This window comes from Profundibacter sp., from assembly GCF_965277155.1.
In the GTDB taxonomy this organism is placed as follows: Bacteria; Pseudomonadota; Alphaproteobacteria; order Rhodobacterales; family Rhodobacteraceae; genus Profundibacter.
The window spans coordinates 1,021,386-1,044,141 of the sequence record NZ_CBDIBV010000013.1; the positions used below are offsets into that span (position 1 = coordinate 1,021,386).

Consider the following 22,756-nt stretch of genomic DNA (forward strand, 5'->3'; position numbering starts at 1 on the left):
CCACTGCCATAACGCAAAAAGCCCCGCGCATTTCGCACGGGGCTTTTTGTTTGGTTTGCTTGTTCCTAGTGGCCCAGAATCTGGCTGAGGAACAGTTTTGTGCGATCCGATTGCGGGTTGTTGAAGAACTCTTTCGGTTCGTTCTGCTCCACAATCTGCCCTTGGTCCATAAAGATAACGCGGTTTGCCACAGCTTGGGCAAAGCCCATTTCGTGGGTCACACAGATCATCGTCATACCTTCTTCGGCCAACTCGATCATCGTATCCAGAACCTCTTTGATCATCTCGGGGTCCAGTGCCGATGTCGGCTCGTCAAACAGCATGATACGCGGCTTCATACACAGCGAGCGGGCAATCGCCACACGTTGTTGCTGACCACCGGACAATTGACCGGGGTATTTGTCGGCCTGCTCGGGGATCTTCACCTTTTCAAGGAAATGCATCGCTGTTGCTTCGGCTTCGGCCTTGGGTGTCTTGCGAACCCAGATCGGTGCCAATGTGCAGTTTTCCAGAATGGTCAGATGCGGGAACAGGTTGAAGTGCTGAAAGCACATGCCAACCTCGGACCGGATCTTGTCGATGTTTTTCAGATCCGAGGACAGCTCGGTTCCGTCAACGATGATCGACCCTTCCTGATGTTCCTCAAGCCGGTTGATGCAGCGGATCAATGTGGATTTGCCCGACCCCGAAGGGCCACAAACCACGATCCGTTCACCGCGATGAACCGTCAGGTTGATGTCTTTCAGAACGTGAAAGGCACCATACCATTTGTTCATATTGGTGATTTCGATTGCCACCTCGTCCGAAATGGACATCTGGGCGCGTGCGGTTGCGGATTCAGACATTTACGTCACTCCTTTAATTAATGACCAGTCTGAAGCTTGCGCTCCAGATACATGGAATAGCGGGACATGGAGAAGCAGAAGATAAAGAACACGAAGGCAACAAAGCCGTAGAGTTCCCAAATGATGCCATTCCAATCGGAATCGGACTGGATGAATTTCACCCACTGGATCGGGTCAGCCATCGCAATGATCGAAACCAGGGTGGTATCCTTGAACAACCCGATAAAGGTTGAAACGATACCAGGGATCGAAATCTTCAATGCTTGCGGCATAATGATCAGACGCTGTGCCTGCCAGTAATCAAGACCCAGCGCATCGGCTGCCTCGTATTGACCTTTCGGCAGAGCAGCCAGACCACCACGGATTACCTCGGCCATATAGGCAGCGGCAAAAATGGTGACCATGATCATAACCCGCAGAATGATGTCAAACTCGGTGCCTTTGGGCAGGAAGTACTGCAACAACACAGATGCCACGAACAACAGAGTGATCAGCGGCACACCGCGGATAAACTCGATAAACCCGACACACAGCGATTTAACGATGATCAGATTTGACTGCCGCCCAAGCGCCAGAACAATCCCCAGCGGGAAGGAAAGCGTAATCCCTGTAATCCCCAGCAGGATCGAAAGCATAAATCCACCGAATTTCCGGCTTTCGACACTTTCAATTGCTAACGGGATGATGCTTTGCAGGAAATCCCCGACGGGCCCCATAAGGAACAGCCACCAGATAATTGCAGCCAGAACACCCAGGATCAGACCAAGTAGAGGGCTGATTGCAACCGATACAAACTTGTGCACCAGATATCCAACGACGAAACCAAGGAACGCAGTAACAGGTACCCAGATAGAGCCCCCCCACAACAACCAAGGTGCGATGAAAGGAACAGCAACCGACACCAGCAGAAACTTCTTGGGCAGATTGCCGAACAGAATTGGTGCTAACCCTACAAAGAGAAGGATCAGGGCCAGATTTGGACGCCAATAGAGATATTCAGGATAGAACCCGTACATCAACTGCCAAAAGCGTTCATGGATCACACCCCAACAGGCACGGTTTTGGGATTCACCGTAAACTTCGATGATTTTTGCGCGGCATTCAGTCAGCGAATTCGCATTCCAGAAGCCTCCGAAAACCCAGGGGATCAGGAAGGATAGAACCGAATAGGCGATATAGAGTGCCATTAGTGTCAAAATTGCATCCAGCCAAGTGGCAAACAGATTTTTCCTTATCCATCCGATAATCCCGACGTTGGTTACAGGTGGCGCCTTTTCCGGAAGCATTTCCGAGCGCACATATGATTGCGTACTATTCATAGTCATATCAGCGCTCCTTCAGCTTTGTGCGTTCGTTGTAGTAATTCATCACCGAAGAAACTGTCAGCGAGATGATCAGATAGACCAACATCAGTAGTAAAACAGTTTCAAGCTCGCGACCGGTCTGGTTCAGGGTAATTCCCCCCAGTGTGCCGGTGATATCCATATAGCCAACCGCAATCGCCAGTGACGAGTTTTTGGTCAGGTTTAGATATTGCGAAATCAACGGCGGAACGATAACACGCAGCGCTTGCGGCAGAACAACCAGACTCATAATCCGGTTTTGGCGCAAACCAAGTGCAGCAGCCGCTTCGGACTGGCCTTTGGAAATTGCCATGATGCCGGCGCGCACGATTTCAGCGATAAACGCAGCCGTATAGAGTGACAGAGCAACCCAAAGCGCCAACAGGGACGAGCGCATGTGTATGCCGCCCTTGAAGTTAAATCCCTTCAGTTCAGGATATCCCAGATAAAACCCAAGGATATACAAAACTACCAGCGTCGGCAGGAATACAACAGCCAATCGCGAATACCATGTAACAGGGCGAATGCCCGTATCTTTCTGTATCTGGTCCGCGCGTGTCTTGATCAGTTTGCTGGTAATCAGACCGGCAAACAGAACGGCAAGAATTGCCACCAGATCGATGCTGATCTGGAAGGTGCCGCAGAATTTCGCCAATTTGGCCGTCGCAGGTGTTCCATCTGGATTGTAAAAGGCCTGACAGGCTTTTGATTCTTTATCCGGGAATACGGGCAGATCGCCCAACCCTCTGGAAAACAGCGGTTCAGGCAAATACACACCGCGGTTTGTAATTGCCACGCTATCAAAAACCTTCATCGTTGCAGCAGGGTTGTCACCGCGAAAATCTTTGGGGGCAGGCAACTGGTGTGATGTGGCGGCCATGATCAGAACGATCCACAAAAGTACAGGAACATTGCGCAAGGTTTCGACGTAAACAGCCGCCAATCGGGAAATGACCCAGTTCTTGGACAAGCGAAGAACACCTATGATCACGCCTATTATGGTGGCTGCAATACACCCCATAACGGCCACGAGCAGCGTATTCATCAAGCCAACAACAGCCGCCCGCATATGCGACGACTGCGAATTATAGGCAATCAGTTTCTGGTTGATGTCGTATCCAGAGGATTCTTTGAGAAATCCATAGTCGAAGGTTTTCCCCGCGACTGCCAGATTAACGATAACATTGTTGATCAGCCAAGCTGCGCCCAACATGAACCCCAGCAACGCCACAACCTGAATGGTGGTTGAACGATAGCGGGTATCATAGAGCAGCATAGATAGGCGGAACGACTCCTTCGGAGGGTCGGTCAGTGTTGTCATAAGAGACATCCCCATGCTCCCTGGCCTGTTTTAATGGCGCGGTTTTTCCCGCTGCCCCGGCTCAGGTGTTTTAATTAAAATAGTTAAGATGTGAAAAGGGCGCGGGGATAAACCCGCGCCCAGCTCGTTAGGATCCTAGCGGAAAGGAGGCGAGTAAATCAGGCCGCCTTCGGTCCACTGTGCGTTCAGGCCACGGGCCAGACCGATTGGTGTCTTTTCACCAATGTTGGCTTCAAAGATTTCACCAATGTTACCTTCGGATGCAATCGCACGTTTTGCCCAGTCAGCGTCCAGACCCAGCATTTCGCCCAGGTTGCCTTCTGTACCAAGGATACGATTGATTTCAGGGTTGTTGGTGCCTTTGCTCAGCTCTTCGATATTGGCCGAAGTGATGCCCAGCTCTTCAGCCGAGATCAGCGCGTTCAGAGTCCAGCGAACTGTGTCGCCCCACTCGTTGTCGCCATGACGTACCAGCGGACCCAGAGGCTCTTTCGAAATGATTTCCGGCAAAATGATGTGATCGCCGGGGTTTTCGAATGCAGCGCGCGTCGCAGCCAGACCGGATGCGTCTGTTGTCAGCGTGTCACATGCACCGGACAGGTACTGTTGCTGTGCTTCAGCGTTGTTTTCCACAGGTACGGGCTCGTAAGAGATGCCGTTTGTGCGGAAGAAGTCAGCCAAGTTCAGTTCGGTTGTTGTACCGGTCTGAATACAAACAGTTGCGCCGTCCAGATCTTTGGCCGATGTTACACCCAATGCTTTGGGAACCATGAAGCCTTGGCCGTCGTAATAGTTTACGCCAACGAAGTCCAACTTCAGGTCAACGTCGCGCGAGAATGTCCATGTGGTGTTACGAGCCAGCATATCAACTTCGCCAGAAGCCAGCGCGGTGAAGCGTGTTTTCGAGCTGAGCGGAACGAATTCAACAGCAGTGTTGTCGCCCAGAACGGCGGCTGCAACGGCACGACATACAGCAACGTCGTAGCCTTCCCATTTGCCGTTTGCATCTGGCGATGCAAAGCCAACCAGACCAGTGGACACACCACAGTTCAATTTGCCGCGTGCTTTCACGTCATCAAGTGTGCCAGCAGCTGCAATCCCAGCTGTAAGGCTGGCAACTGTCAGAGCGCCAAGAAATACGGATTTTTTCATGTTTACCTCTTCCTGATAGTCCGTCCCTCATGGAACGGTTTATTCGGCCCGAAAGGACCGAGAGCGATACGGTAGAAAGGCAGTGCCTTCCCAACGGGCACTAGTTTGGGCCAATATTTAAGAAAACGTCAAGGGTGGTTTCGGAATTAAGCCCTTATCGGACCTGCTTTTTCGCATGAATCGAAAAGGCAAGGGGGTAATTGCGAAATTTATAACCAAATTAGCCATTATTAACCATAAAATAGAATCGGGCCGCGTGTTCAAACCCCCCCCGCTTTCCCGCTTCGGTTGTGGCCGCTTCTTCATCCTCGCCCCATTGTTCGATTTGCCAGTCCTCGTCGATTCTTGAACGACGCCATAATTCGGGCACCGGCAAGAAGCGGTGTATTACGGCAAAACCGATAATCAGCGATCCCGACATGCCAACCAGATCGTGAAATGCGGCCAACTTGAATTTGTCCATGTCCGAAACCCGTCCGGCAAGGCTTGCCAGTACGGCGGCATCCTGTTTTACATGCACGATTCCCGTGGTTGTTTTCAGCGGGGCGTTCAAAGTTCCGGCTGCCCATTCCAGCAACGGATCCCAGGCTTCACTTTGCCGTTTGACCAGTCCTTTGGGCGATTCTGCGCGGTAACACAGCAGGTCGGTGTCGCCATATTCCGCCACCAGCGCCGCGACTTCGGCGTGCATCGGGCCGACTTTGTCGATTGCCGCATTGGCCGACCGTGTGACAGGCATGGTCATCGGGTCAATCTTTTCTTCCTGCGCATCCCATTCGGCGGCAATCGCCTCGGCCATTTCGCGGCTGGGCACGATCAGTTCGCTTTTCACCGGCGTGCGCAATTTGCGCCCGTCCAGCAGCACCTGATAGCCATCGCCCACATTTTCAACCGTTGCCTTTTCCCAAAACCGTTTTGCAGCCCATTCCGCCATGCTCTATCCCCAAAGTTCCGTCAGCAGCGCAGCCAGCGCCACCGTATCATCCACAATATGTGCAGCCCCTGCCGCGCGCAGGCGGCCCACATCGTGATACCCCCACGACACACCGATACTGACCATACCGGCGGCACGTCCCATTTCCATATCAAACGTGGTGTCCCCAATCATCACCCCGTGTTGTCCCGCAACCCCCGTTTCCGACAGCGTGGCATGTAACATCGATGGGTGCGGTTTGGACGGGTGATCATCCGCCACCTGTGCGGTGACGAACATCTTTTCCAGCCCGTGAACCCGCAGCATGGCATCCAGCCCACGCCGCGATTTGCCGGTGGCAACGCCCAGCAACAGGTGATCATCCTGCGCCAACCTATCCAGCAGGTCACGGACACCCGCATAAAGCGGCGCACTCTGCCCTGCCTCGCGTTTATTTCTGAAAGTCGCTTTATAGCCTTCTACCAGCGCATCGTATTGCACATCTGTCAGATCAGGCGAAAGCTGCCGCATCGCGTGGGGCAGTAACAGACCGATAATCCCGCGCACCTGTTCCAGCGGCGGGCCGTCCATCCCCTCGGCCGTATAGGTCTGCGCCATCGCAGCAGCGATGTGGTGCTGGCTGTCTACCAGTGTGCCGTCCACGTCGAACACCGCCAAACGCAACGGCTGGCTCATAGAAATTCCTCGAACGGGTCATCCGCCACGTCGCGTTCATCCCATGCAAAGGTTTCCCATGTCTGTTTCATATGGGCTGGCATCGGCGCGATAATTTTCACCATCTTGCCGGTCATAGGGTGTGGAAACGACAGGCTGCGGGCGTGCAGATGCATTTTGCGGCTGATCTCGCCCCCCAATTGCGCGCCCCAGCCATCGCCCTGATTTTCCTGACCCGAGCCACCGTATTTGCCATCACCGATAATCGGGTGGCCCATTTCGGCCATATGCGCCCGTAACTGGTGCGTGCGCCCCGTAATCGGCACCAGCGCGACCCACGCACACCGCTTGGCGGCACTGTCCAGCACCATGTAATCCGTGGTCGAGCGTTTGGCCCCGTCCGTATGCGCCACATCGTCAGGATGGATGCAGACCATCTTTTCGTGGCCATGCCCGCCCGCCTTTAGCAGCCCGTATTTGATTGTACCCATCTTGGGTGTTGGGCAACCGGCAACGGCGGCCCAGTAAATCTTGCGGGTCTCGCGGGAACGGAATGCTTCGGTCAAGGTGGATGCCACCTGCCGCGTGCGGGCCAGCAGCAGGATGCCAGAGGTATCCTTGTCCAGCCGGTGCACCAGCCGCGGTTTCTGGTCATAGCCAAAGCGCAGGGCATCGGCCAGCATATCCACATGGCGGGTCTGCTTGCTGCCACCCTGCGTTGGCAGGCCCGGTGGCTTGTTGATCGCAATCAGGTAATCGTCACGATACAGAACCGCGTCCTGCATCATTTCAACGTCGGCATTGCTGATCATGTCATAGGTTTTGGCCCGCGCGGTAATTTCATGCGGATCCGGCAATGGCGGCACCCGTACCACCTGCCCCGACTGCACGCGCGTGCTGGCCTTTACACGGCCACCATCCACACGGATATCGCCCTTGCGGCACATCTTCTCGATCCGCCCCTGTGCGATATGCGGAAACATCCGGCGGAACCAGCGGTCCAGCCGCTGATCGCCATCATCATCAGTCACTTCAATTTTCTGAACACCACTCATGACCAAAACGTCCTTGCTGCATAAAGCCCTAAAATTATTGCCGCCAGCGACAGGAACACAGACGCCGCCGCATATAATGCCGCTTGTGTCGTATCTCCGCGTTCATACATCGTCAGCACATCCAGCGAGAACGCCGAAAACGTGGTAAACCCGCCCAGCATCCCTGTCATCAGAAACGGCGCCATCTGGCGCGTCATTCCTTTGTGGGCCAGCGTCACCACGACAACGCCCATAATGAATGACCCGACCACATTAACCACAAACGTCCCCCAAGGCAGACCGGGACCAAATAGACGGATGGTACCAACGCCGGTCATATAGCGCAGGCTGGCACCGATTGCGCCGCCAAGGGCGACTTGAAGAAGTGTTATATAAGACATGCAGGTTCTTTCATGCCACGGGGCCTATTTGTCAACCGCCCTGCCGTTTGGCGCGCAGTTTGGCAAAGTAATCCAGCCGCTTTTTCAACTCGCGCTCGAACCCGCGCTCAACGGGCTGATAGTAAACCCCGTGCTTCATGCTGTCGGGGAAATAGTTCTGGCCGGAAAATCCGTCTTCGGCGTCGTGATTATAGGCATAGCCATCACCATAGCCCTGATCCTTCATCATCGACGTTGGCGCATTCAGGATATGTTTGGGCGGTGGCTCGGATCCGGTTTTCTTGGCCGCCGCCATCGCCGCCTTAAACGCCACATATGCGGCATTCGATTTCGGGGCCAGCGCCAGATAGGTCACCGCCTGCGCCAAGGCCAGCTCGCCTTCGGGACTGCCCAGCCGTTCATAGGTTTCCCATGCGTGCAGGCAAACAGCATGCGCTTGCGGGTCAGCCAGACCGATGTCTTCGACCGCCATGCGTGTGATCCGGCGCGCCAGATAGCGGGGGTCTTCGCCCCCCGTAAGCATCCGCGCCATCCAGTAAAGCGCGGCGTCAGGATCGGACCCGCGTACCGATTTATGCAAGGCGGAAATCAGGTTGTAATGCTCGTCACCACTTTTGTCATAGATCGCCGCGCGGCGCATCAGGCGGGTGGACAGCGCATCGACATCCATTTTTTTGTCGCCCTTCCACGCCATCACCTGTTCGATCAGGTTCAGCAAGGCCCGCCCGTCCCCGTCAGCCATCTCCAATAACGCCTCGCGGGCCTCACCGGTCAGTGGCAAGCCACGGTCCAGTTCTTTTTCCGCCCTCTGTGCCAACCGCTCTAGATCGGCCAAGGTCAGGCGGTTCAACACCAACACCTGCGAACGCGACAACAGCGCAGAGTTCAATTCAAACGAGGGGTTTTCAGTCGTAGCCCCGACCAAAATGATGGTGCCGTCCTCCATATGCGGCAGGAATCCGTCCTGCTGAGCCTTGTTGAAACGGTGGATTTCGTCAACGAACAGCAAGGTGCCCTTGCCATTCTGCCGCCGGATTTTCGCGGATTCGAATACTTTTTTCAGATCGGCAATACCGGTAAAAATGGCGCTAATCTGCACAAACGCAAGATCGGTTTCATCCGCCAGAAGGCGCGCAATGGTGGTTTTGCCCACACCGGGAGGACCCCACAGGATAAGCGACGACAGGCTGCCCGCAGCCAGCATCATACCCAATGGCGCATCCGGCCCGATCACCTGTTCCTGTCCGATCACTTCGGACAGGGTGCGCGGGCGCAACCGGTCGGCCAACGGACGTTGGGCGTCCATTTCCGGTGCTTCGGGCGCGGTGTCGAATAAATCTACCATATGGCAAACCTATTCCTCCGCGCCCAAAGAGAAAAGCGAAATGGACCTCCCGAACAAACGGAAGGCCGTTTCCTAGTGCAGGTTCGAGGCAAAGTTCATCGAAACCACCTGATTGTTGATGCCGTCGATCTCCATCACCGGTCCCATGGCCGTCATATCCACACCAACCCGTTTGGCCCAACGTGGCCAATTGGCGTTCAGCAGGGTCAAACACTGGGTCGCCCCAAGATTCCGGGCAGCTTTGGCCAGTTCAAACACCAACTGTGCATGAACACGGCGACGCAGGCGGGCCGGCACATCATGTGACACGAACAAACGCGAGCTTTCCCATACATTCTCCGAAACGGGGGCCTCATTAAACAGCAGGTTTGAGGGAATGGTATCCAGCAACCCGCGCTGAGCATCGCGAATCATATAGCTGTAGATGCCGCAATGCGCGGTGGTCGGGGTTAGGCGGTTGCCCGCCAGAACCTTGCCCAGTTTGTCGTGAACAACCACCCAGCGGCTCGCGGGTGTGTCATACTGGTCGTATTCCATTCCCATAGCTTCGGGTAGGTCCCATTTGTTCTGAACAATGAACAACTCGCGACGGGCACGGAACATATTGGCGAATAATTCGCCGTTTTGGTGGATGTTTTCGAACGAAAGTGTAGTGGTCTGCATGGCAGCCTCCTGCAGGTTAGTGGTTGGGACCTTGCGGAAGGCATCGTCATTCAGATCAGGCCATAGTCCTTGGCACGCTGAATGGCTTCGGCAGTGGTGCGGGCCATAAGCTTTTGACGAGCAGACGTCAGTCGAGCCTTGAGCGCACTTTCCGAAATTCCTAAAGGGGCTGACCCAGATAACTACTTCAAGTAACGCTTAACCCATTGTCTTAGCTGCAATAACTGAGCTGAAGGGTCACTGTTGTTGAAACGCCACTCGCATTCCTTCAAATATAGCCCAAATTGGGCCTTGGGGACACCGTTAAATCGGCGCATGTGGCGCTTGGCTTGGTTCCAGAAATTCTCGATGCCATTGATGTGGTTGTGACGGTCTGCAAAGAGCTTGGAATGGTTGATGCGAAAGTGGTGGAAGTCTGACACATCCAGCACATTATAACCGCGCCAACAATCGGAATAGACGATGGAATCCGGCACGACTTTGCGCTCTATGATCGGGATCAGAGTGGCGGATTTGGCGTCCGGGATGATCTTGGTGTAAACCTTCCCACCCCTTTTTAATATACCAAAAACGGGAATTTTACCTGCCGCACCACGCCCGCGTTTACCTTTGCGTTTGCCGCCAAAGTAGCTTTCGTCCACTTCTATTTCTCCGCCGAACATAGCTTGGCTTTCCGCCTCCAGCTCATAGGCGATTATCTCGCGCAGGCGTAGAAAATAAAACGCTGCGGTCTTGCGGTTTACACCACACAAACTGGCTGCTGTTCGTGCTGTCTATCCCGAAACAAAATGCTCCGTAAGACGGTCTTGCTTGTAGTGGCTCAGGCGACTCTTTCTCATGCTTCCCATCATAACCTCTTTTTAGGTTATCTGGGTCAGCCCCTTCCTAAATATGCAGCCGCAGCTGCATGCCTGTGACCATCCGCAATTAATTTAAGCGCCTCAGTCTGTGCTTTTGTAAGCCGGTGTGGCGGTTCGGTCATGAGCTATGCCCAAAAGTTGGTGACGCAGTAATCAGGCGGCATGTTTTTCCTGCTTGATCCCGTCCTTAAATTCAACCCCTTCGATGATTTCCGGCAATCGGAATGCGCCGTCGAGTTTACGCCATTTCTTCTTTGCCGACATCATCAGGCGGAAGGTCATTGCCAAGGCGGTCTTGCGCCCGAGGCAGCCTTTGGTCTTCTTCGTTCGGTGCCGCACGGTGGCAAATATGCTTTCGATGGGGTTGGATGTGCGGATGTGTTTCCAGTGCTCGGCAGGGAAGTCGTAGAAGGTCAGCAGCACGTCCCGGTCCTTGGTCAGCTTCCCCACGGCACGCTCGTATTTCACGCCATAGGCTTCGATGAAGAAATTGAACGCGGCCTCGGCGTCCCGTTTGTTCTCGGCCATCCAGATGTCCTGTAGATGGCCCTTGGCTTTGGCTTGCAGCGACTTCGGCATGGTATTCAGGACGTTGCCGGTTTTATGCACCCAGCAGCGCTGCTCCCGGGTCTCACCGAACACCTCCCGCAAGGCGTTCCAGAAGCCGAGCGCGCCATCACCAACGGCCAGATCAGGGGCTTTTCTGAGGCCACGACGTTGCAAGTCCAGCAGCAGTTCACGCCAGCTCTGGCTGCTTTCTCGATACCCGTCCACGAGGCCCAGAACATCCTTGTTACCCCACTCGTCCGCGCCGATGATCACCAGCATGCATTGCTTGTCAGCATCCGTGCGCGGCTTGAAATAAACCCCGTCGGCCCAGAAATACACATAGCGTTTGGCCGACAGGTCACGCCGGTTCCAACGCTCGTATTCTGCCCACCACTCCGCCTTCAGGCGCGAAATCGTGCTCGATGTCAAACCACCCGCATCAGGCCCCAGAAGGGCCGCCAGTGCTTCGCCGAAATCACCCGTGGAAATACCTTTGAGATAGAGCCAGGGCAACAACTCCTCGACCGACTTTGCCCGGCGCAGATACGGCGGCAGAAGCGTCGAGGTGAACCTGATCTTCTCCGCCCCCGTGCCACGATCACGCACCCGAGGCACATTCACCGGGACAGGGCCGATCCCCGTCATCACCTCGCGCTCCGGCAGGTATCCGTGGCGAACAAGGCGCTGGCGACCGGCCGAATCCCTCAAATGCGCGTGTTGCGCCATCAGATCACAAACCTCGGCCTCGACCGCCTGTGCCAACAGATCCCGCGCGCCTTTGCGCAAGATATCCGTCAGCGGATCAGGTGAAATTCCGGCTGGATCGGTAAACTCCAAAATAGTATCGTCTTCCATGTGGCATATCCTTTTCTCTCTGAGAATCGCGGCGCGTCAACACCGCCATGATATGCCACCCAATCACCCCATCACCAACTTTCGGGCATTACTCTTCGGTCATATCATGAAGCCGAAGAGCGATGGCTTGCACCTCTTCAATCTCGACATCTTCAAATTCCCGATCTGCCCGCGCCACACTGACAATTGTCCTAGAACGGATTGGCCCACAAGAGATCGTTGCCCCGTAGGTTAACCCGAACCTTGCTGCCTCTTTGAAGATGCCAAAAGGGTCGGGGATGATTCGATTGCTCCACCGGGTCCAGCCTGTGGTGCAGAAACCCCAGGCTGTCATCGGATCGCGCAATACATATCCGTTTTCAGTATAATGATCCGTCCAGGCCGGATCATACGTTTGAAAAGACATCAAAGCCGATGTGAATCGAATATGCAGGCCAACGAAGTAACCTTTTGGGGCCAAATCCCCCAATTTTCGCAACTCTTGATCAAACACAGTCTTTTCGAACATGTCCTTTTAGACAAGTTGAATCAATTGGCGTCAACCTTAAATTGATACCTAATGAGTCGTATTAAAAGAAGAAGGTTATCGTGAACACTATAGATCCAGATCTTTTCGCCAAGTTGATGTCTCTTCCAGACGGGGACCGTACGGACCTGCTGGAATTTTTAGGGGCCACTCCTGTCGGTCAAGAACAGTTGAATACCTTGATCGGCGAGATTGAAAACTCAATTATGGATAAACGCAACGCGCGTGTCGCTGCGTTAAACTAATCAAAAAGCCCCGCCAGTTTGGCGGGGCTTTTGTTTATTCAATTATTTGCTGACTATTATTCGTCGGCAGCAGCTTCTTCAGCAGCAAGGCGCGCTTTGTCCGCCGCACCTTTGGCCGAAACATTGCGGTCAACGAATTCGATGATCGCCATCGGCGCCATATCACCATAACGGTAACCGGCTTTCAAAACGCGCACATAACCGCCGTTGCGGTCTTTGTAACGGGGGCCAAGCACGTCAAACAGTTTGGCGACATACTGATCTTCTTTCAGGCGGCTTGCGGCCTGACGACGGGCGTGCAGATCGCCGCGCTTGCCCAGTGTGATCAGTTTTTCCACGATGCGGCGCAGCTCTTTGGCTTTGGGCAGGGTGGTTTTGATTTGTTCATGTTCAATCAACGAACCCGCCATGTTGGCAAACAATGCCTTACGGTGTTCGTGAGTACGGTTCAGGCGACGATAGCCTCTCGCGTGGCGCATTTTTTTAGTCCTTCTTCAGGTTTATACTTTGTCTGGCCTCCCATGCGTGTGGGCGGCTCTCCTTGGGGCGGTATTGCCCGGCTTTCCCCGCTATATGCGGGCATTGAAACGGAGCGGACCAAAGCCCGCTCCGCATATTCCTAGAACTGGTCTTCGAATTTCTTCGCCAGATCTTCGATGTTCTCTGGTGGCCAGTCTTCGACGTCCATACCCAGATGCAGACCCATGCCCGACAGCACTTCTTTGATCTCGTTCAAAGATTTGCGGCCAAAGTTCGGGGTGCGCAGCATTTCTGCTTCGGTTTTCTGGATCAGATCACCGATGTAAACGATGTTGTCGTTCTTCAGGCAGTTTGCCGAACGGACAGACAGTTCCAACTCGTCCACTTTCTTCAGCAGCAGCGGGTTGAACTCCAGACCATCGTCTTCTTCCTGACGGCTGGCGGCTTCTGGCTCGTCGAAGTTCACGAAAATCGACAGCTGGTCCTGAAGGATACGTGCGGCAAAAGCCACGGCATCTTCGGGTGTGATCGAACCGTCTGTTTCCAGTTTCAACGTCAGTTTGTCATAGTCCAGAACCTGACCTTCGCGGGTCGGCTGAACGTCATAGGCAACCTTTTTAACCGGCGAATAGATCGCATCGATCGGCAGCAGGCCGATGGGCGCATCTTCGGGGCGGTTTTTATCGGCAGCGACATAGCCTTTGCCGGTGTTGACGGTCAGTTCCATGAACAGATCGGCGCCATCGTCAAGCTGACAGATAACGTGGTCCTTGTTCAGGATTTCAATGCCGGCGCTTTCCGAGATGTCGCCAGCGGTGACAACCATCGGGCCTTTGGCCGAAATCGACAGGCGCTTGGGCCCTTCGACTTCCATCGACAGGGCAACGCCTTTCAGGTTCAAAACGATGTCGGTGACGTCTTCACGCACACCTGCAACGGTCGAAAATTCGTGCAATACGTTGTCAATCTGAACGCTGGTGATGGCCGCGCCCTGTAGGCTCGACATCAGCACGCGACGCAGCGCATTGCCCATGGTCAGACCGAAACCGCGCTCCAGTGGTTCAGCCACAACAGTGGCCTGCGTAGCAGGATTCGCGCCCGGTGTGACCACCAGTTGCGTTGGCTTAATCAGTTCTTGCCAGTTTTTGTGGATCATGTGTGTCGCCTCCATTCAAGTTTTCGGATCATGTCCCAAGTCCGAAAACGCCCGAGGTAAAAAATGACGAACCCGGACCACCGAAAACCGGCGGCCCGAGCGTAGTAATAATAACTAAACGCGGCGGCGTTTAGGAGGCCGACAGCCATTGTGGGCAATCGGGGTTACGTCACGGATAGACGTGATGTTCAGACCCAGAGCCGCCAAAGCGCGCAGTGCCGATTCACGACCCGAACCGGGGCCCTGAACTTCGACTTCCAGCGTTTTAACACCGTGTTCCTGTGCTTTTTTGCCTGCATCTTCGGCAGCCATCTGTGCGGCGTAAGGTGTCGATTTACGCGACCCCTTGAACCCCATTGTGCCAGCCGAGGACCATGCAATCGCATTGCCCTGAACGTCCGAAATCAGAATCTTGGTGTTGTTGAATGACGAATTAACGTGTGCAACACCGGATGCAATGTTCTTGCGGACCTTGCGCTTCGTTTTTGTTTTATCGCGTGCCATTGATCAAACCCTCCTATTTCTTCTTACCGGCAATGGCCTTTGCGGGGCCTTTGCGGGTACGAGCGTTGGTGTGGGTACGCTGACCGCGTACAGGAAGGTTGCGGCGATGACGCAGACCGCGGTAGCAGCCAAGGTCCATCAGACGCTTGATGTTCATTTGAACTTCGCGACGCAGGTCACCTTCAACAGTCAGGTTGGCATCGATGTATTCGCGGATGGCCAGAACCTCGGCATCCGACAGCTCGTTAACGCGACGGGTTGCATCGATTTTAACAGCTTCACAGATGGCCTCGGCAGTCGTGTTACCAATTCCGGTGATGTAAGTCAGGGCGATCGGGACCCGTTTATGGGTCGGGATATTTACGCCGGCAATACGTGCCACGTGTCGTTTTCCTTTTTCGTTGCGGCTCCGTAATCCCAGAGCCTTTTTTCACAACCAAAGCCCGAAGGGATTAACCTTGCGGGCTGACGCTGAATTCAATTTTATGCAAAGCGGACCGTCGCCCGGTTAAGCATGTTGATTCTCTTGCGAGATGAGGTGATCTATGGTGTTTTTAAGGGTGCGTCAAGGGATGTTACGACTTATCCCAACGCCTTGGCGATAGATGCCGCCACTTCGTCGATTTCACCCAGTCCGTTTACCGACCGCAACTTGCCTTTGGCATAGTAGTATCCGATCAGCGGTGATGTCTTTTTGTAGTATTCCATCAGCCGTGTGCGCAGGGATTCCTCGTTGTCATCGGCGCGGCGTTTCATGTCGCTTTCGCCACAAACATCGCAAACACCGTCAACTTTGGGGCGCTTGGTTTCGTCGTGATAAACCTCGCCGCAGTTGCCGCATGTGAAACGGCCGGTGATCCGGCGCACCAGTGCGTCGTCATCCACCCGCATTTCGATCACGGCATCCAGCGTCTTGCCGTATTTTTTTAACAATTCCCCCAACGCATCGGCCTGTGCCAAAGTGCGCGGGAAGCCATCAAAAATGAAGCCGCCGCCGTTGTCGCCCTTCAGCTTTTCCTCGATCAGGCCGATCACGATTTCATCGGTAACCAATTCGCCTGCGTCCATGACCTTGGCTACGCGCTTGCCCATTTCGGTGCCACTATCCTTGGCTTCCCGCAGCATATCGCCAGTGGATAACTGGATCATGCCGCGTTCTTCTACCAGACGTCGTGCTTGTGTGCCTTTGCCGGCACCCGGTGGCCCTAAGAGGATGATATTCATTTTCTACCTGAGGATCTTTTGCGGCGCTTTTTACCACGCAGTTGGGATTTTTCAATCAGGCCTTCGTATTGATGGGCCAACATATGCGACTGCACCTGCTGGATCGTATCCATCGTCACCGAAACCACAATCAGAACCGATGTCCCGCCAAAGTAAAAAGGAATGGCAAATTGACTGCGCAGTAACTGAGGCAGCAGAGCAACCGCCGCTAGATAAAGCGAACCAAGCACCAACAGGCGGGTGACCACATATTCCAGATACTCGGCTGTTTTCTTACCCGGACGGATGCCGGGAATAAAGCCATTCTGGTTTTTCAGATTATCGGCTACATCATCCACTTTGAAGGACACGTTGTATGTATAGAAGAACGTGAAAAAGATGATCATAACCGTGAAAAACAGCAGATACAGCGGCTGACCGGGGCCAAAGTAAGCCAGAATAGTCGACATCAACGGACTGGTTTGCTGGCCCGAGAATGTTGCAATCGTCGTGGGCAACAACATCAGACTGGATGCAAAAATTGCAGGGATCACACCGGCGGGGTTTACCTTAACTGGCAGATGTGAATTGCTTCCGTCATACACCTTCATACCAACCTGACGCCGTGGATACTGGATGTGGATCTTACGCAAGGCACGCTCCATGAATACCACAAAGGCAATCACAGCAACGACCATTATCAGCACCATTACAATCACACCGGGACTGATCGCACCGGAACGTCCCTGAGCAAGGAATTGCGCAATAGCTGCAGGAACCCTGGCAACGATACCGACAAAAATAATCAAGGAAACGCCATTCCCGATACCGCGTGCGGTGATCTGTTCGCCCAGCCACATCAGGAACATGGTGCCACCAACCAGCGTAATCACGGTTGCAGCTTCGAAATACAGGCCCGGGTTTGTCACCAGATCACCGGCTTCCAGCGATTTTGCCAGTCCGTAGGCCTGGAATGTCGCCAACAGCACAGTGCCGTAACGGGTGTATTGGTTAATCTTCTTGCGGCCCTGCTCGCCTTCCTTCTTCAACTGTTCCAGCGGTGGCCACATGGCCGACAGCAACTGAACAATGATGGAAGCAGAAATGTAAGGCATGATCCCGAGGGCAAAAATACCCATCCGGCCAAGCGCACCACCAGTAAACATTTGAAGCAAGCCACCAATACCTTGCGATGCCTTGTCCATAAACTCCCGAAGGGCAACACCATCAATCCCGGGAACCGGAATATAGGTGCCAAGACGGTAAACGATCAACAAACCGATGGTAAAAAGAATACGGCTGCGTAGCTCGCCCGCCTTACCGAAGGCGCTCCAGCTCATGTTCGCTGCCATTTGCTCTGCTGCAGATGCCATTTAGGGCCTCGTTGTTAATGAAAGCGCCGCCAAACCGTTCTCCGGTTGGCGGCGCTTGGAAAACTTAAAATCTATGTAAGCAGACTAGGGCCTGCTCACAAGGTCTATTTCGCCGCCGCTGCCGGAGATTTGACTGTCAGTTTACCGCCAGCCTTCTCAACCGCCTCGATTGCGGCCTTGGATGCGCCGGTTACTTCCAGATTTACCTTGGATGTGATCTCGCCTTTGGCAAGGATTCGCACACCGTCCAGAATACGGCGCACAACGCCGGCTTCCAGCAGGGCCTCTTCTGTGATCGCCTTTTTGGCGTCCAGTTTCTTGGCGTCGATGAATTTCTGCAGGATGTTCAGGTTTACAACGGCATAGCTCTTGCGGTTACGGCTGTTGAAGCCCCGCTTTGGCAGACGTTGGTAGAGGGGCATCTGGCCACCCTCGAAACCCTTGATCGCAACACCCGAACGGGATTTCTGACCTTTGATACCACGGCCACCTGTTTTACCAGTGCCCGAACCGGGACCACGGCCGATACGCTTGCGGGATTTTGTTGCGCCGGGATTGTCGCGCAGTTCATTCAATTTCATATCGCTCTCTCCTTGCCGGATATGGTCACGAGCGAAAGGACCAACCACGGCTTAAATGTTGAATTTCGCAGCAAAAGGACTCGCCACCGGGCGCGTATAGACCCAAGCGGCGGCAGGATCAAGCCAAACCTACTGTGCTTCGCGTGCGGTCATTGCAGCCAGCGTATCTTTCTCGCGTTCAACCGCTGCCATAACGATTTTTGCCGTTTCGGGCGGCATATCCAGCGCCAAAGCGGCCTGATGCCCGTGGCTGGACATTTTGCGCAGGGTCTTGCCAACAATGTCGATCAGCTTGTCGTCATCGTAATGTGGGAATTTGGCGACAAATTCATCCCAGTAATAGGCCAGAAAAACCACATCCACGACGTTTTCCAGCGCCTGCGAATCCGCCTCGCGTTTTAGCCGCTCTTTGCGCAGGTAAGATCCGACCAGCGCGATATCCTCGTCGCTATAACCGTTTTCCCGCATGATCCCGCCCACCAGATCGGCATGTAGCTGACGCATCTCCAGGCGCCACTTCTGATAGCCCTCGCGATTGCGCGGATAGGTATCTCGCGGGATTTGCCAGCGGCGGATATGCTGGGCACGGGCGGCAATGCGTAACAGCTCGGACGCGTCGGGGTACATCCGCTCCAGCGTTTCGGTCATCCGGTCGGCGTAGACGGTTTCATAGGGATACTCGGCGCCATCGACCATGATTTTGCGGGGGTCTTCGGCATTTACCGCGTCGATCGCTGCAATCACAGCGTTGAATTGTTCTGTGGGGGTAAAAGGCATTGTGATTTCTCCTGATTCTGCGCGGATGGGCATTATACCCATTCACACACCACAAGAAACAGCCGAGCCGTCACCAAGTGGAAAATGCTTGAACCGGATCAATCCAATGCGTCGATCATCTTTGACAGATGCGCGATGCGTTCATTGAATTCGCTGTTCAATTCCGCCAACTCCTGCTGAAGGCTCTGTTTGGTCGCGGTCAATTGCTTCTGATCCGCCAACAGGGTATCCAGCTCGGCCGTGGCACGAGCCAGAATCGGGGAAATCTCGTAACGGAACACCTGCTCGCCCTTCAATTCATTCCCGGGCATGGGCTTACTCATCCGTTTGAATTCATACCGGCGGCGCTTTGGCAAAAACGAATTCTTGGGGCGGCGGTAATTGATCTTCAATACATCCATATCATCAGCAACATGAACGACAGAATAATCGGTGATCTGGTCCGGATTCATTACGCCCATTTCAGTCAGGTTAGGTGTTTTCGTTTTCATTTGTGCGCCCTGTAATGTTATTTTCGTTAATTGGCTTGAGCAAACAGTAACCCGTTTTTCCAGCGAAACAACCGGAAATTGGCAAATGCTCCATTCCGACATAACCACCAACGAAAAACGCCCCGAGTTTCCCCGAGGCGCTTTCAATTCTTGTATCAAAGATCGGGGCGTTAGCCGCGTTCCTCGATGATCTCGACCAGATGCGGGATCTTGGCGACCATGCCGCGGATTGCTGGTGTATCGTTCAGCTCGCGGGTTTTGTGCATCTTGTTCAGGCCCAGACCAATCAGCGTCTGACGCTGTTTTTCCGGGCGGCGGATCGGAGAACCGATTTGCTTTACAACGATTGTTTTAGCCATCTGTCCGCTCCCTTACGCTTCTGCCGGTGCGTCAGCCGCAGGGGCTTCGGCAGGTTTACCAAGGATATCGGCAACCTTTTTACCACGACGCTGGGCCACATTGCGGGGGCTGGATTCTTTTTTCAGCCCGTCGATGGTGGCGCGGATCATGTTGTAAGGGTTTTGCGAACCAAGCGACTTGGCCACAACATCCTTAACACCCAACATTTCAAACACGGCACGCATCGGACCACCGGCAATAATACCGGTCCCTTCAGGTGCTGTGCGCATCACAACCTTGCCGGCACCGTGACGGCCCTGCATGTCGTGGTGCAATGTGCGGCCTTCGCGCAGGGGCACACGGATCAGCTGACGCTTGGCAGCTTCTGTTGCCTTGCGGATCGCTTCGGGTACTTCTTTGGCTTTACCTTTGCCAAAGCCGACGCGGCCCTTTTGGTCACCGACAACCACAAGTGCGGCAAAGCCAAAACGCTTACCACCTTTTACGGTCTTGGAAACCCGGTTGATCGCAACAAGACGATCGGCGAATTCCGGATTTTCATCGCGATCGCGACGATTACCCCGATTGTTATCTCTAGCCATCTAATCGTCTCCTAAAACTTGAGGCCGCCTTCACGGGCAGCATCGGCCAAAGCCTTTACCTTCCCATGAAAGAGGAAGCCGCCGCGGTCGAAGTAACACTCGGTCACTTTGGCTTTTTTCGCACGTTCTGCAATCGCAGCGCCAACTTTGGCGGCTGCTTCGACGTTGTTCTTGCCGACAACACCCAGATCTTTTTCCATAGTGGAAGCCGATGCCAGTGTGACGCCATTTACATCGTCGATCAGCTGAACGCTGATGTTTTTGTTGCTGCGGTGAACCGATAGGCGCGGACGCCCTGCTGCGGTTTTGCGCAGTTTGTTCCGAACGCGCAGGCGGCGTTTCAGAAACAGGTCTCTTTTGCTGTTTGCCATGCCTTTGGTCCTTACTTCTTCTTACCTTCCTTACGGAAGATATATTCATCTTTATACTTGATGCCTTTGCCCTTGTAGGGCTCGGGTTTACGCCAAGCGCGAATTTCGGCAGAAACCTGACCAACACGTTGTGGGTCGATGCCCTCAACAATGATCTCGGTTTGCTTTGGAACCGTCACCGTCACATCGCTGGGAATAGCGAAATCAACGTCATGCGACAGACCCAATGTCAGCTTCAGGGTGTTGCCCTGCAACTGCGCACGATAACCAATACCGTTCAGCTCCAGCTCTTTCTTGAAGCCGGTCGTAACGCCGGTCACCATATTGGCGACCATTGTGCGGCTCATGCCCCACTGCTGGCGCGCCCGTTTGGATGATCCGCGCGGGGTTACGGATACGGTTTCGCCATCAATGGTGATGGTTACATCGTCGGTTGCCGTAAAGCTAAGGGTGCCTTTCGGACCCTTCACTTCGATGGTCTGACCTGACATTGATGCGCTAACACCGCTTGGCAGGTCGACCGCTTTTTTACCAATTCTCGACATATCAGTCCCCCTAGAATACGGTGCAGAGCACTTCGCCGCCAACATTGGCATTGCGTGCAGCAGCATCCGACATCACACCCTTAGGTGTGGAGACAATCGAGACACCCAGGCCCTGACGGACCGAAGGGATCTCCTTGACGCCCATGTAAACGCGACGACCGGGTGTTGAAACCCGCTTCAACTCGCGAATGACAGGAGTGCCATCGAAATATTTCAGGCTGATTTCAATCGCCGAATGGCCATCGGCCCCGGTGGTTGCTTCATAGCCACGGATGTAGCCTTCATCAGCCAGCACGTCCAGAACCCAGGCACGAAGCTTGGAAGCAGGAGTGATAACAGTGGATTTACCGCGCATTTGGGCGTTCCGAATACGGGTAAGCATATCGCCGATAGGATCATTCATATCGTCTCTCCCTTACCAGCTCGATTTAACCATGCCGGGGATCTGGCCATTACTGCCAAGTTCCCGCAACGCGATCCGCGATACCTTCAGCTTACGATAGTAAGCGTGGGGACGACCCGTCAGCTGACAGCGGTTGTGCAACCGTGTCGCCGAGGAATCACGCGGCAGTTTTGCAAGCTTCAGGGTCGCCTTAAAGCGCTCTTCCATCGGTTTGCTCTCGTCTCTTACGATCTCTTTCAGCGCAGCACGCTTGGCGGCATATTTTGCTACCAGCTTCTGACGCTTCAGTTCACGTTCGATCATTGCTTTTTTAGCCATGTTCTCTCTCTCCCCGCGCTCAGCTTGTGAAAGGCATGTTGAGTGCTTTCAACAATGCCTCCCCTTCCGCATCAGTCTTTGCGGTGGTCGCGATTACGATGTCCATTCCCCAGATCTCATCGACTTTATCATAGTCGACTTCGGGGAACACGATGTGCTCTTTCAGGCCCATTGCATAGTTGCCGCGGCCGTCGAACGACTTGGCGGAAATACCGCGAAAGTCGCGGATGCGGGGCATTGCAATGGTGATCAGGCGGTCCAGAAAATCATACATCCGGTCGCCACGCAGCGTAACCTTGACACCCATGGGCATATCTTCGCGCACCCGAAAGGACGCAACCGATTTCTTGGCCCGTGTGATGACGACCTTCTGGCCGGCAATCGCGGTCAATTCGGCTTCGGCCGATTTGATCTTTTTGGTGTCTTTAACAGTTTCGCCGATGCCCATGTTCAGCACGATCTTGTCGAGCCGGGGGATCATCATGTCATTTTTGTAGTTGAACTGTTCTTTCAACGCGGCACGAACGGTATCTTTATATACCGTTTTCAAACGCGGGGTGTATTTTGCATCATCCAGCATTATACAGTCTCCCCTGTTGTTTTGGCATAACGAACCTTCTTGCCGTCTTCCACACGAAAGCCAACGCGGGTTGGTTTGCCTTTGCTATCAACAAGCGCCAGATTGGACAGGTCGATCGGCATCGCTTGCGGGACGCGGCCACCCTGTGTGTTCTGGGACTGGCGAACGTGGCGGATCGAAATATTCATACCGTCCACGATGGCTTTGCCGGCAGCGGGATTTACAGAAACGATGTCGCCCTGTTTGCCCTTGTCTTTGCCGGCCAGCACGACGACCTTGTCGCCCTTTTTCAGTTTTGCAGCCATG

At 54.1% G+C, this 22,756-nt stretch carries 30 protein-coding genes and 2 pseudogenes; 1 reads left to right on the forward strand and 31 read right to left on the reverse strand.

The features are described from left to right. Nucleotides 1-65 precede the first annotated feature (65 nt). From ACQY4M_RS20375 to ACQY4M_RS20440, 14 genes and pseudogenes are all read right to left on the reverse strand, one after another. Nucleotides 66-845, reverse strand: coding sequence for an amino acid ABC transporter ATP-binding protein (locus ACQY4M_RS20375; RefSeq protein ID WP_428548004.1), 780 nt, complete (start codon nt 843-845; stop codon nt 66-68). Between the two features lie 17 nt (nt 846-862). After that, a complete protein-coding gene (locus tag ACQY4M_RS20380) occupies nt 863-2,170 on the reverse strand; it encodes an amino acid ABC transporter permease (RefSeq protein WP_428548007.1) in 1,308 nt (435 codons plus the stop codon). Nucleotide 2,171: 1 nt separating this feature from the next. Continuing rightward, on the reverse strand, nt 2,172-3,509 hold the full coding sequence (locus ACQY4M_RS20385; RefSeq protein WP_428548010.1) for an amino acid ABC transporter permease: 1,338 nt from the start codon (nt 3,507-3,509) through the stop codon (nt 2,172-2,174). 135 nt (nt 3,510-3,644) lie between these two features. Beyond that, entirely contained in the window at nt 3,645-4,661 is a 1,017-nt protein-coding gene (locus tag ACQY4M_RS20390; RefSeq protein WP_428548013.1) for an amino acid ABC transporter substrate-binding protein, read from the reverse strand. A 220-nt stretch (nt 4,662-4,881) separates the two neighbouring features. Then, entirely contained in the window at nt 4,882-5,595 is a 714-nt protein-coding gene (locus tag ACQY4M_RS20395) for an ATP12 family chaperone protein (protein ID WP_428548016.1), read from the reverse strand. Between the two features lie 3 nt (nt 5,596-5,598). Next, on the reverse strand, nt 5,599-6,270 hold the full coding sequence (locus ACQY4M_RS20400; protein WP_428548019.1) for an HAD-IA family hydrolase: 672 nt from the start codon (nt 6,268-6,270) through the stop codon (nt 5,599-5,601). After that, nucleotides 6,267-7,304: an RluA family pseudouridine synthase gene (locus tag ACQY4M_RS20405; RefSeq protein ID WP_428548022.1), complete on the reverse strand. Its 1,038-nt coding sequence runs from the start codon at nt 7,302-7,304 to the stop codon at nt 6,267-6,269. The genes ACQY4M_RS20400 and ACQY4M_RS20405 overlap by 4 nt, the downstream gene beginning before the upstream one ends. Beyond that, the gene (gene crcB / locus ACQY4M_RS20410; protein WP_428548025.1) at nt 7,301-7,684 is read right to left on the reverse strand and encodes a fluoride efflux transporter CrcB; all 384 of its coding nucleotides are present in this window, start codon (nt 7,682-7,684) and stop codon (nt 7,301-7,303) included. The genes ACQY4M_RS20405 and crcB overlap by 4 nt, the downstream gene beginning before the upstream one ends. Nucleotides 7,685-7,715: 31 nt before the next feature. After that, the gene (locus ACQY4M_RS20415) at nt 7,716-9,029 is read right to left on the reverse strand and encodes a replication-associated recombination protein A (protein ID WP_428548028.1); all 1,314 of its coding nucleotides are present in this window, start codon (nt 9,027-9,029) and stop codon (nt 7,716-7,718) included. 72 nt (nt 9,030-9,101) lie between these two features. Then, nucleotides 9,102-9,692: an acyl-homoserine-lactone synthase gene (locus tag ACQY4M_RS20420; RefSeq protein ID WP_428548031.1), complete on the reverse strand. Its 591-nt coding sequence runs from the start codon at nt 9,690-9,692 to the stop codon at nt 9,102-9,104. Nucleotides 9,693-9,742: 50 nt separating this feature from the next. Beyond that, nucleotides 9,743-9,856 (reverse strand): annotated as a pseudogene (locus ACQY4M_RS20425) (LuxR family transcriptional regulator); the annotation flags it as partial. 18 nt (nt 9,857-9,874) lie between these two features. Further along, a pseudogene (locus tag ACQY4M_RS20430) lies at nt 9,875-10,531 on the reverse strand (IS1595 family transposase). A gap of 174 nt (nt 10,532-10,705) precedes the next feature. Further along, nucleotides 10,706-11,956: an IS256 family transposase gene (locus ACQY4M_RS20435; protein WP_428548033.1), complete on the reverse strand. Its 1,251-nt coding sequence runs from the start codon at nt 11,954-11,956 to the stop codon at nt 10,706-10,708. Nucleotides 11,957-12,044: 88 nt separating this feature from the next. Continuing rightward, nucleotides 12,045-12,464: an autoinducer binding domain-containing protein gene (locus ACQY4M_RS20440; RefSeq protein WP_428548036.1), complete on the reverse strand. Its 420-nt coding sequence runs from the start codon at nt 12,462-12,464 to the stop codon at nt 12,045-12,047. Between the two features lie 80 nt (nt 12,465-12,544). Here ACQY4M_RS20440 and ACQY4M_RS20445 point away from each other — a divergent pair, with 80 nt between their 5' ends. After that, entirely contained in the window at nt 12,545-12,727 is a 183-nt protein-coding gene (locus tag ACQY4M_RS20445; protein ID WP_118941241.1) for a hypothetical protein, read from the forward strand. Nucleotides 12,728-12,783: 56 nt separating this feature from the next. Here ACQY4M_RS20445 and rplQ read toward each other — a convergent pair whose 3' ends face one another. From rplQ to rplX, 17 genes are all read right to left on the reverse strand, one after another. Beyond that, nucleotides 12,784-13,206: a 50S ribosomal protein L17 gene (gene rplQ / locus ACQY4M_RS20450; protein WP_428548040.1), complete on the reverse strand. Its 423-nt coding sequence runs from the start codon at nt 13,204-13,206 to the stop codon at nt 12,784-12,786. A gap of 140 nt (nt 13,207-13,346) precedes the next feature. Further along, nucleotides 13,347-14,363 (reverse strand): DNA-directed RNA polymerase subunit alpha, encoded by a 1,017-nt coding sequence (locus ACQY4M_RS20455; protein ID WP_428548043.1) that lies wholly within the window; start codon nt 14,361-14,363, stop codon nt 13,347-13,349. 114 nt (nt 14,364-14,477) lie between these two features. Next, complete coding sequence (gene rpsK, locus ACQY4M_RS20460; RefSeq protein ID WP_428548046.1) at nt 14,478-14,867, reverse strand: 30S ribosomal protein S11; 390 nt, start codon at nt 14,865-14,867, stop codon at nt 14,478-14,480. 13 nt (nt 14,868-14,880) lie between these two features. Continuing rightward, nucleotides 14,881-15,249, reverse strand: a complete 369-nt coding sequence (gene rpsM / locus ACQY4M_RS20465; RefSeq protein WP_428548049.1) for a 30S ribosomal protein S13 — start codon at nt 15,247-15,249, stop codon at nt 14,881-14,883. A gap of 200 nt (nt 15,250-15,449) precedes the next feature. After that, nucleotides 15,450-16,091 carry an adenylate kinase gene (locus tag ACQY4M_RS20470; RefSeq protein ID WP_428548052.1) on the reverse strand — a complete coding sequence of 214 codons (642 nt, stop codon included), beginning with the start codon at nt 16,089-16,091 and terminating at the stop codon, nt 15,450-15,452. Next, nucleotides 16,088-17,443, reverse strand: a complete 1,356-nt coding sequence (gene secY, locus ACQY4M_RS20475) for a preprotein translocase subunit SecY (RefSeq protein WP_428548055.1) — start codon at nt 17,441-17,443, stop codon at nt 16,088-16,090. Before secY ends, ACQY4M_RS20470 begins: the two co-directional genes overlap by 4 nt. Nucleotides 17,444-17,547: 104 nt before the next feature. Continuing rightward, nucleotides 17,548-18,024: a 50S ribosomal protein L15 gene (gene rplO, locus ACQY4M_RS20480; protein ID WP_428548058.1), complete on the reverse strand. Its 477-nt coding sequence runs from the start codon at nt 18,022-18,024 to the stop codon at nt 17,548-17,550. Between the two features lie 129 nt (nt 18,025-18,153). Further along, nucleotides 18,154-18,801, reverse strand: a complete 648-nt coding sequence (locus ACQY4M_RS20485) for a DUF4202 domain-containing protein (RefSeq protein ID WP_428548061.1) — start codon at nt 18,799-18,801, stop codon at nt 18,154-18,156. Between the two features lie 98 nt (nt 18,802-18,899). Beyond that, nucleotides 18,900-19,394: a DUF3461 family protein gene (locus tag ACQY4M_RS20490; protein WP_428548329.1), complete on the reverse strand. Its 495-nt coding sequence runs from the start codon at nt 19,392-19,394 to the stop codon at nt 18,900-18,902. 68 nt (nt 19,395-19,462) lie between these two features. Further along, entirely contained in the window at nt 19,463-19,651 is a 189-nt protein-coding gene (rpmD, locus tag ACQY4M_RS20495; protein ID WP_118941231.1) for a 50S ribosomal protein L30, read from the reverse strand. Nucleotides 19,652-19,663: 12 nt separating this feature from the next. Next, complete coding sequence (rpsE, locus tag ACQY4M_RS20500) at nt 19,664-20,233, reverse strand: 30S ribosomal protein S5 (protein WP_428548065.1); 570 nt, start codon at nt 20,231-20,233, stop codon at nt 19,664-19,666. 11 nt (nt 20,234-20,244) lie between these two features. Next, nucleotides 20,245-20,604, reverse strand: coding sequence for a 50S ribosomal protein L18 (gene rplR / locus ACQY4M_RS20505; RefSeq protein ID WP_428548068.1), 360 nt, complete (start codon nt 20,602-20,604; stop codon nt 20,245-20,247). A gap of 11 nt (nt 20,605-20,615) precedes the next feature. Beyond that, entirely contained in the window at nt 20,616-21,149 is a 534-nt protein-coding gene (gene rplF / locus ACQY4M_RS20510) for a 50S ribosomal protein L6 (RefSeq protein ID WP_428548071.1), read from the reverse strand. 10 nt (nt 21,150-21,159) lie between these two features. Further along, the gene (gene rpsH, locus ACQY4M_RS20515; RefSeq protein WP_428548074.1) at nt 21,160-21,552 is read right to left on the reverse strand and encodes a 30S ribosomal protein S8; all 393 of its coding nucleotides are present in this window, start codon (nt 21,550-21,552) and stop codon (nt 21,160-21,162) included. 12 nt (nt 21,553-21,564) lie between these two features. Continuing rightward, on the reverse strand, nt 21,565-21,870 hold the full coding sequence (rpsN, locus tag ACQY4M_RS20520; protein WP_118941226.1) for a 30S ribosomal protein S14: 306 nt from the start codon (nt 21,868-21,870) through the stop codon (nt 21,565-21,567). A 19-nt stretch (nt 21,871-21,889) separates the two neighbouring features. Then, nucleotides 21,890-22,450: a 50S ribosomal protein L5 gene (rplE, locus tag ACQY4M_RS20525; protein WP_428548077.1), complete on the reverse strand. Its 561-nt coding sequence runs from the start codon at nt 22,448-22,450 to the stop codon at nt 21,890-21,892. Beyond that, nucleotides 22,450-22,755, reverse strand: coding sequence for a 50S ribosomal protein L24 (rplX, locus tag ACQY4M_RS20530; RefSeq protein ID WP_428548080.1), 306 nt, complete (start codon nt 22,753-22,755; stop codon nt 22,450-22,452). Before rplX ends, rplE begins: the two co-directional genes overlap by 1 nt. Nucleotide 22,756: the final 1 nt, after the last annotated feature.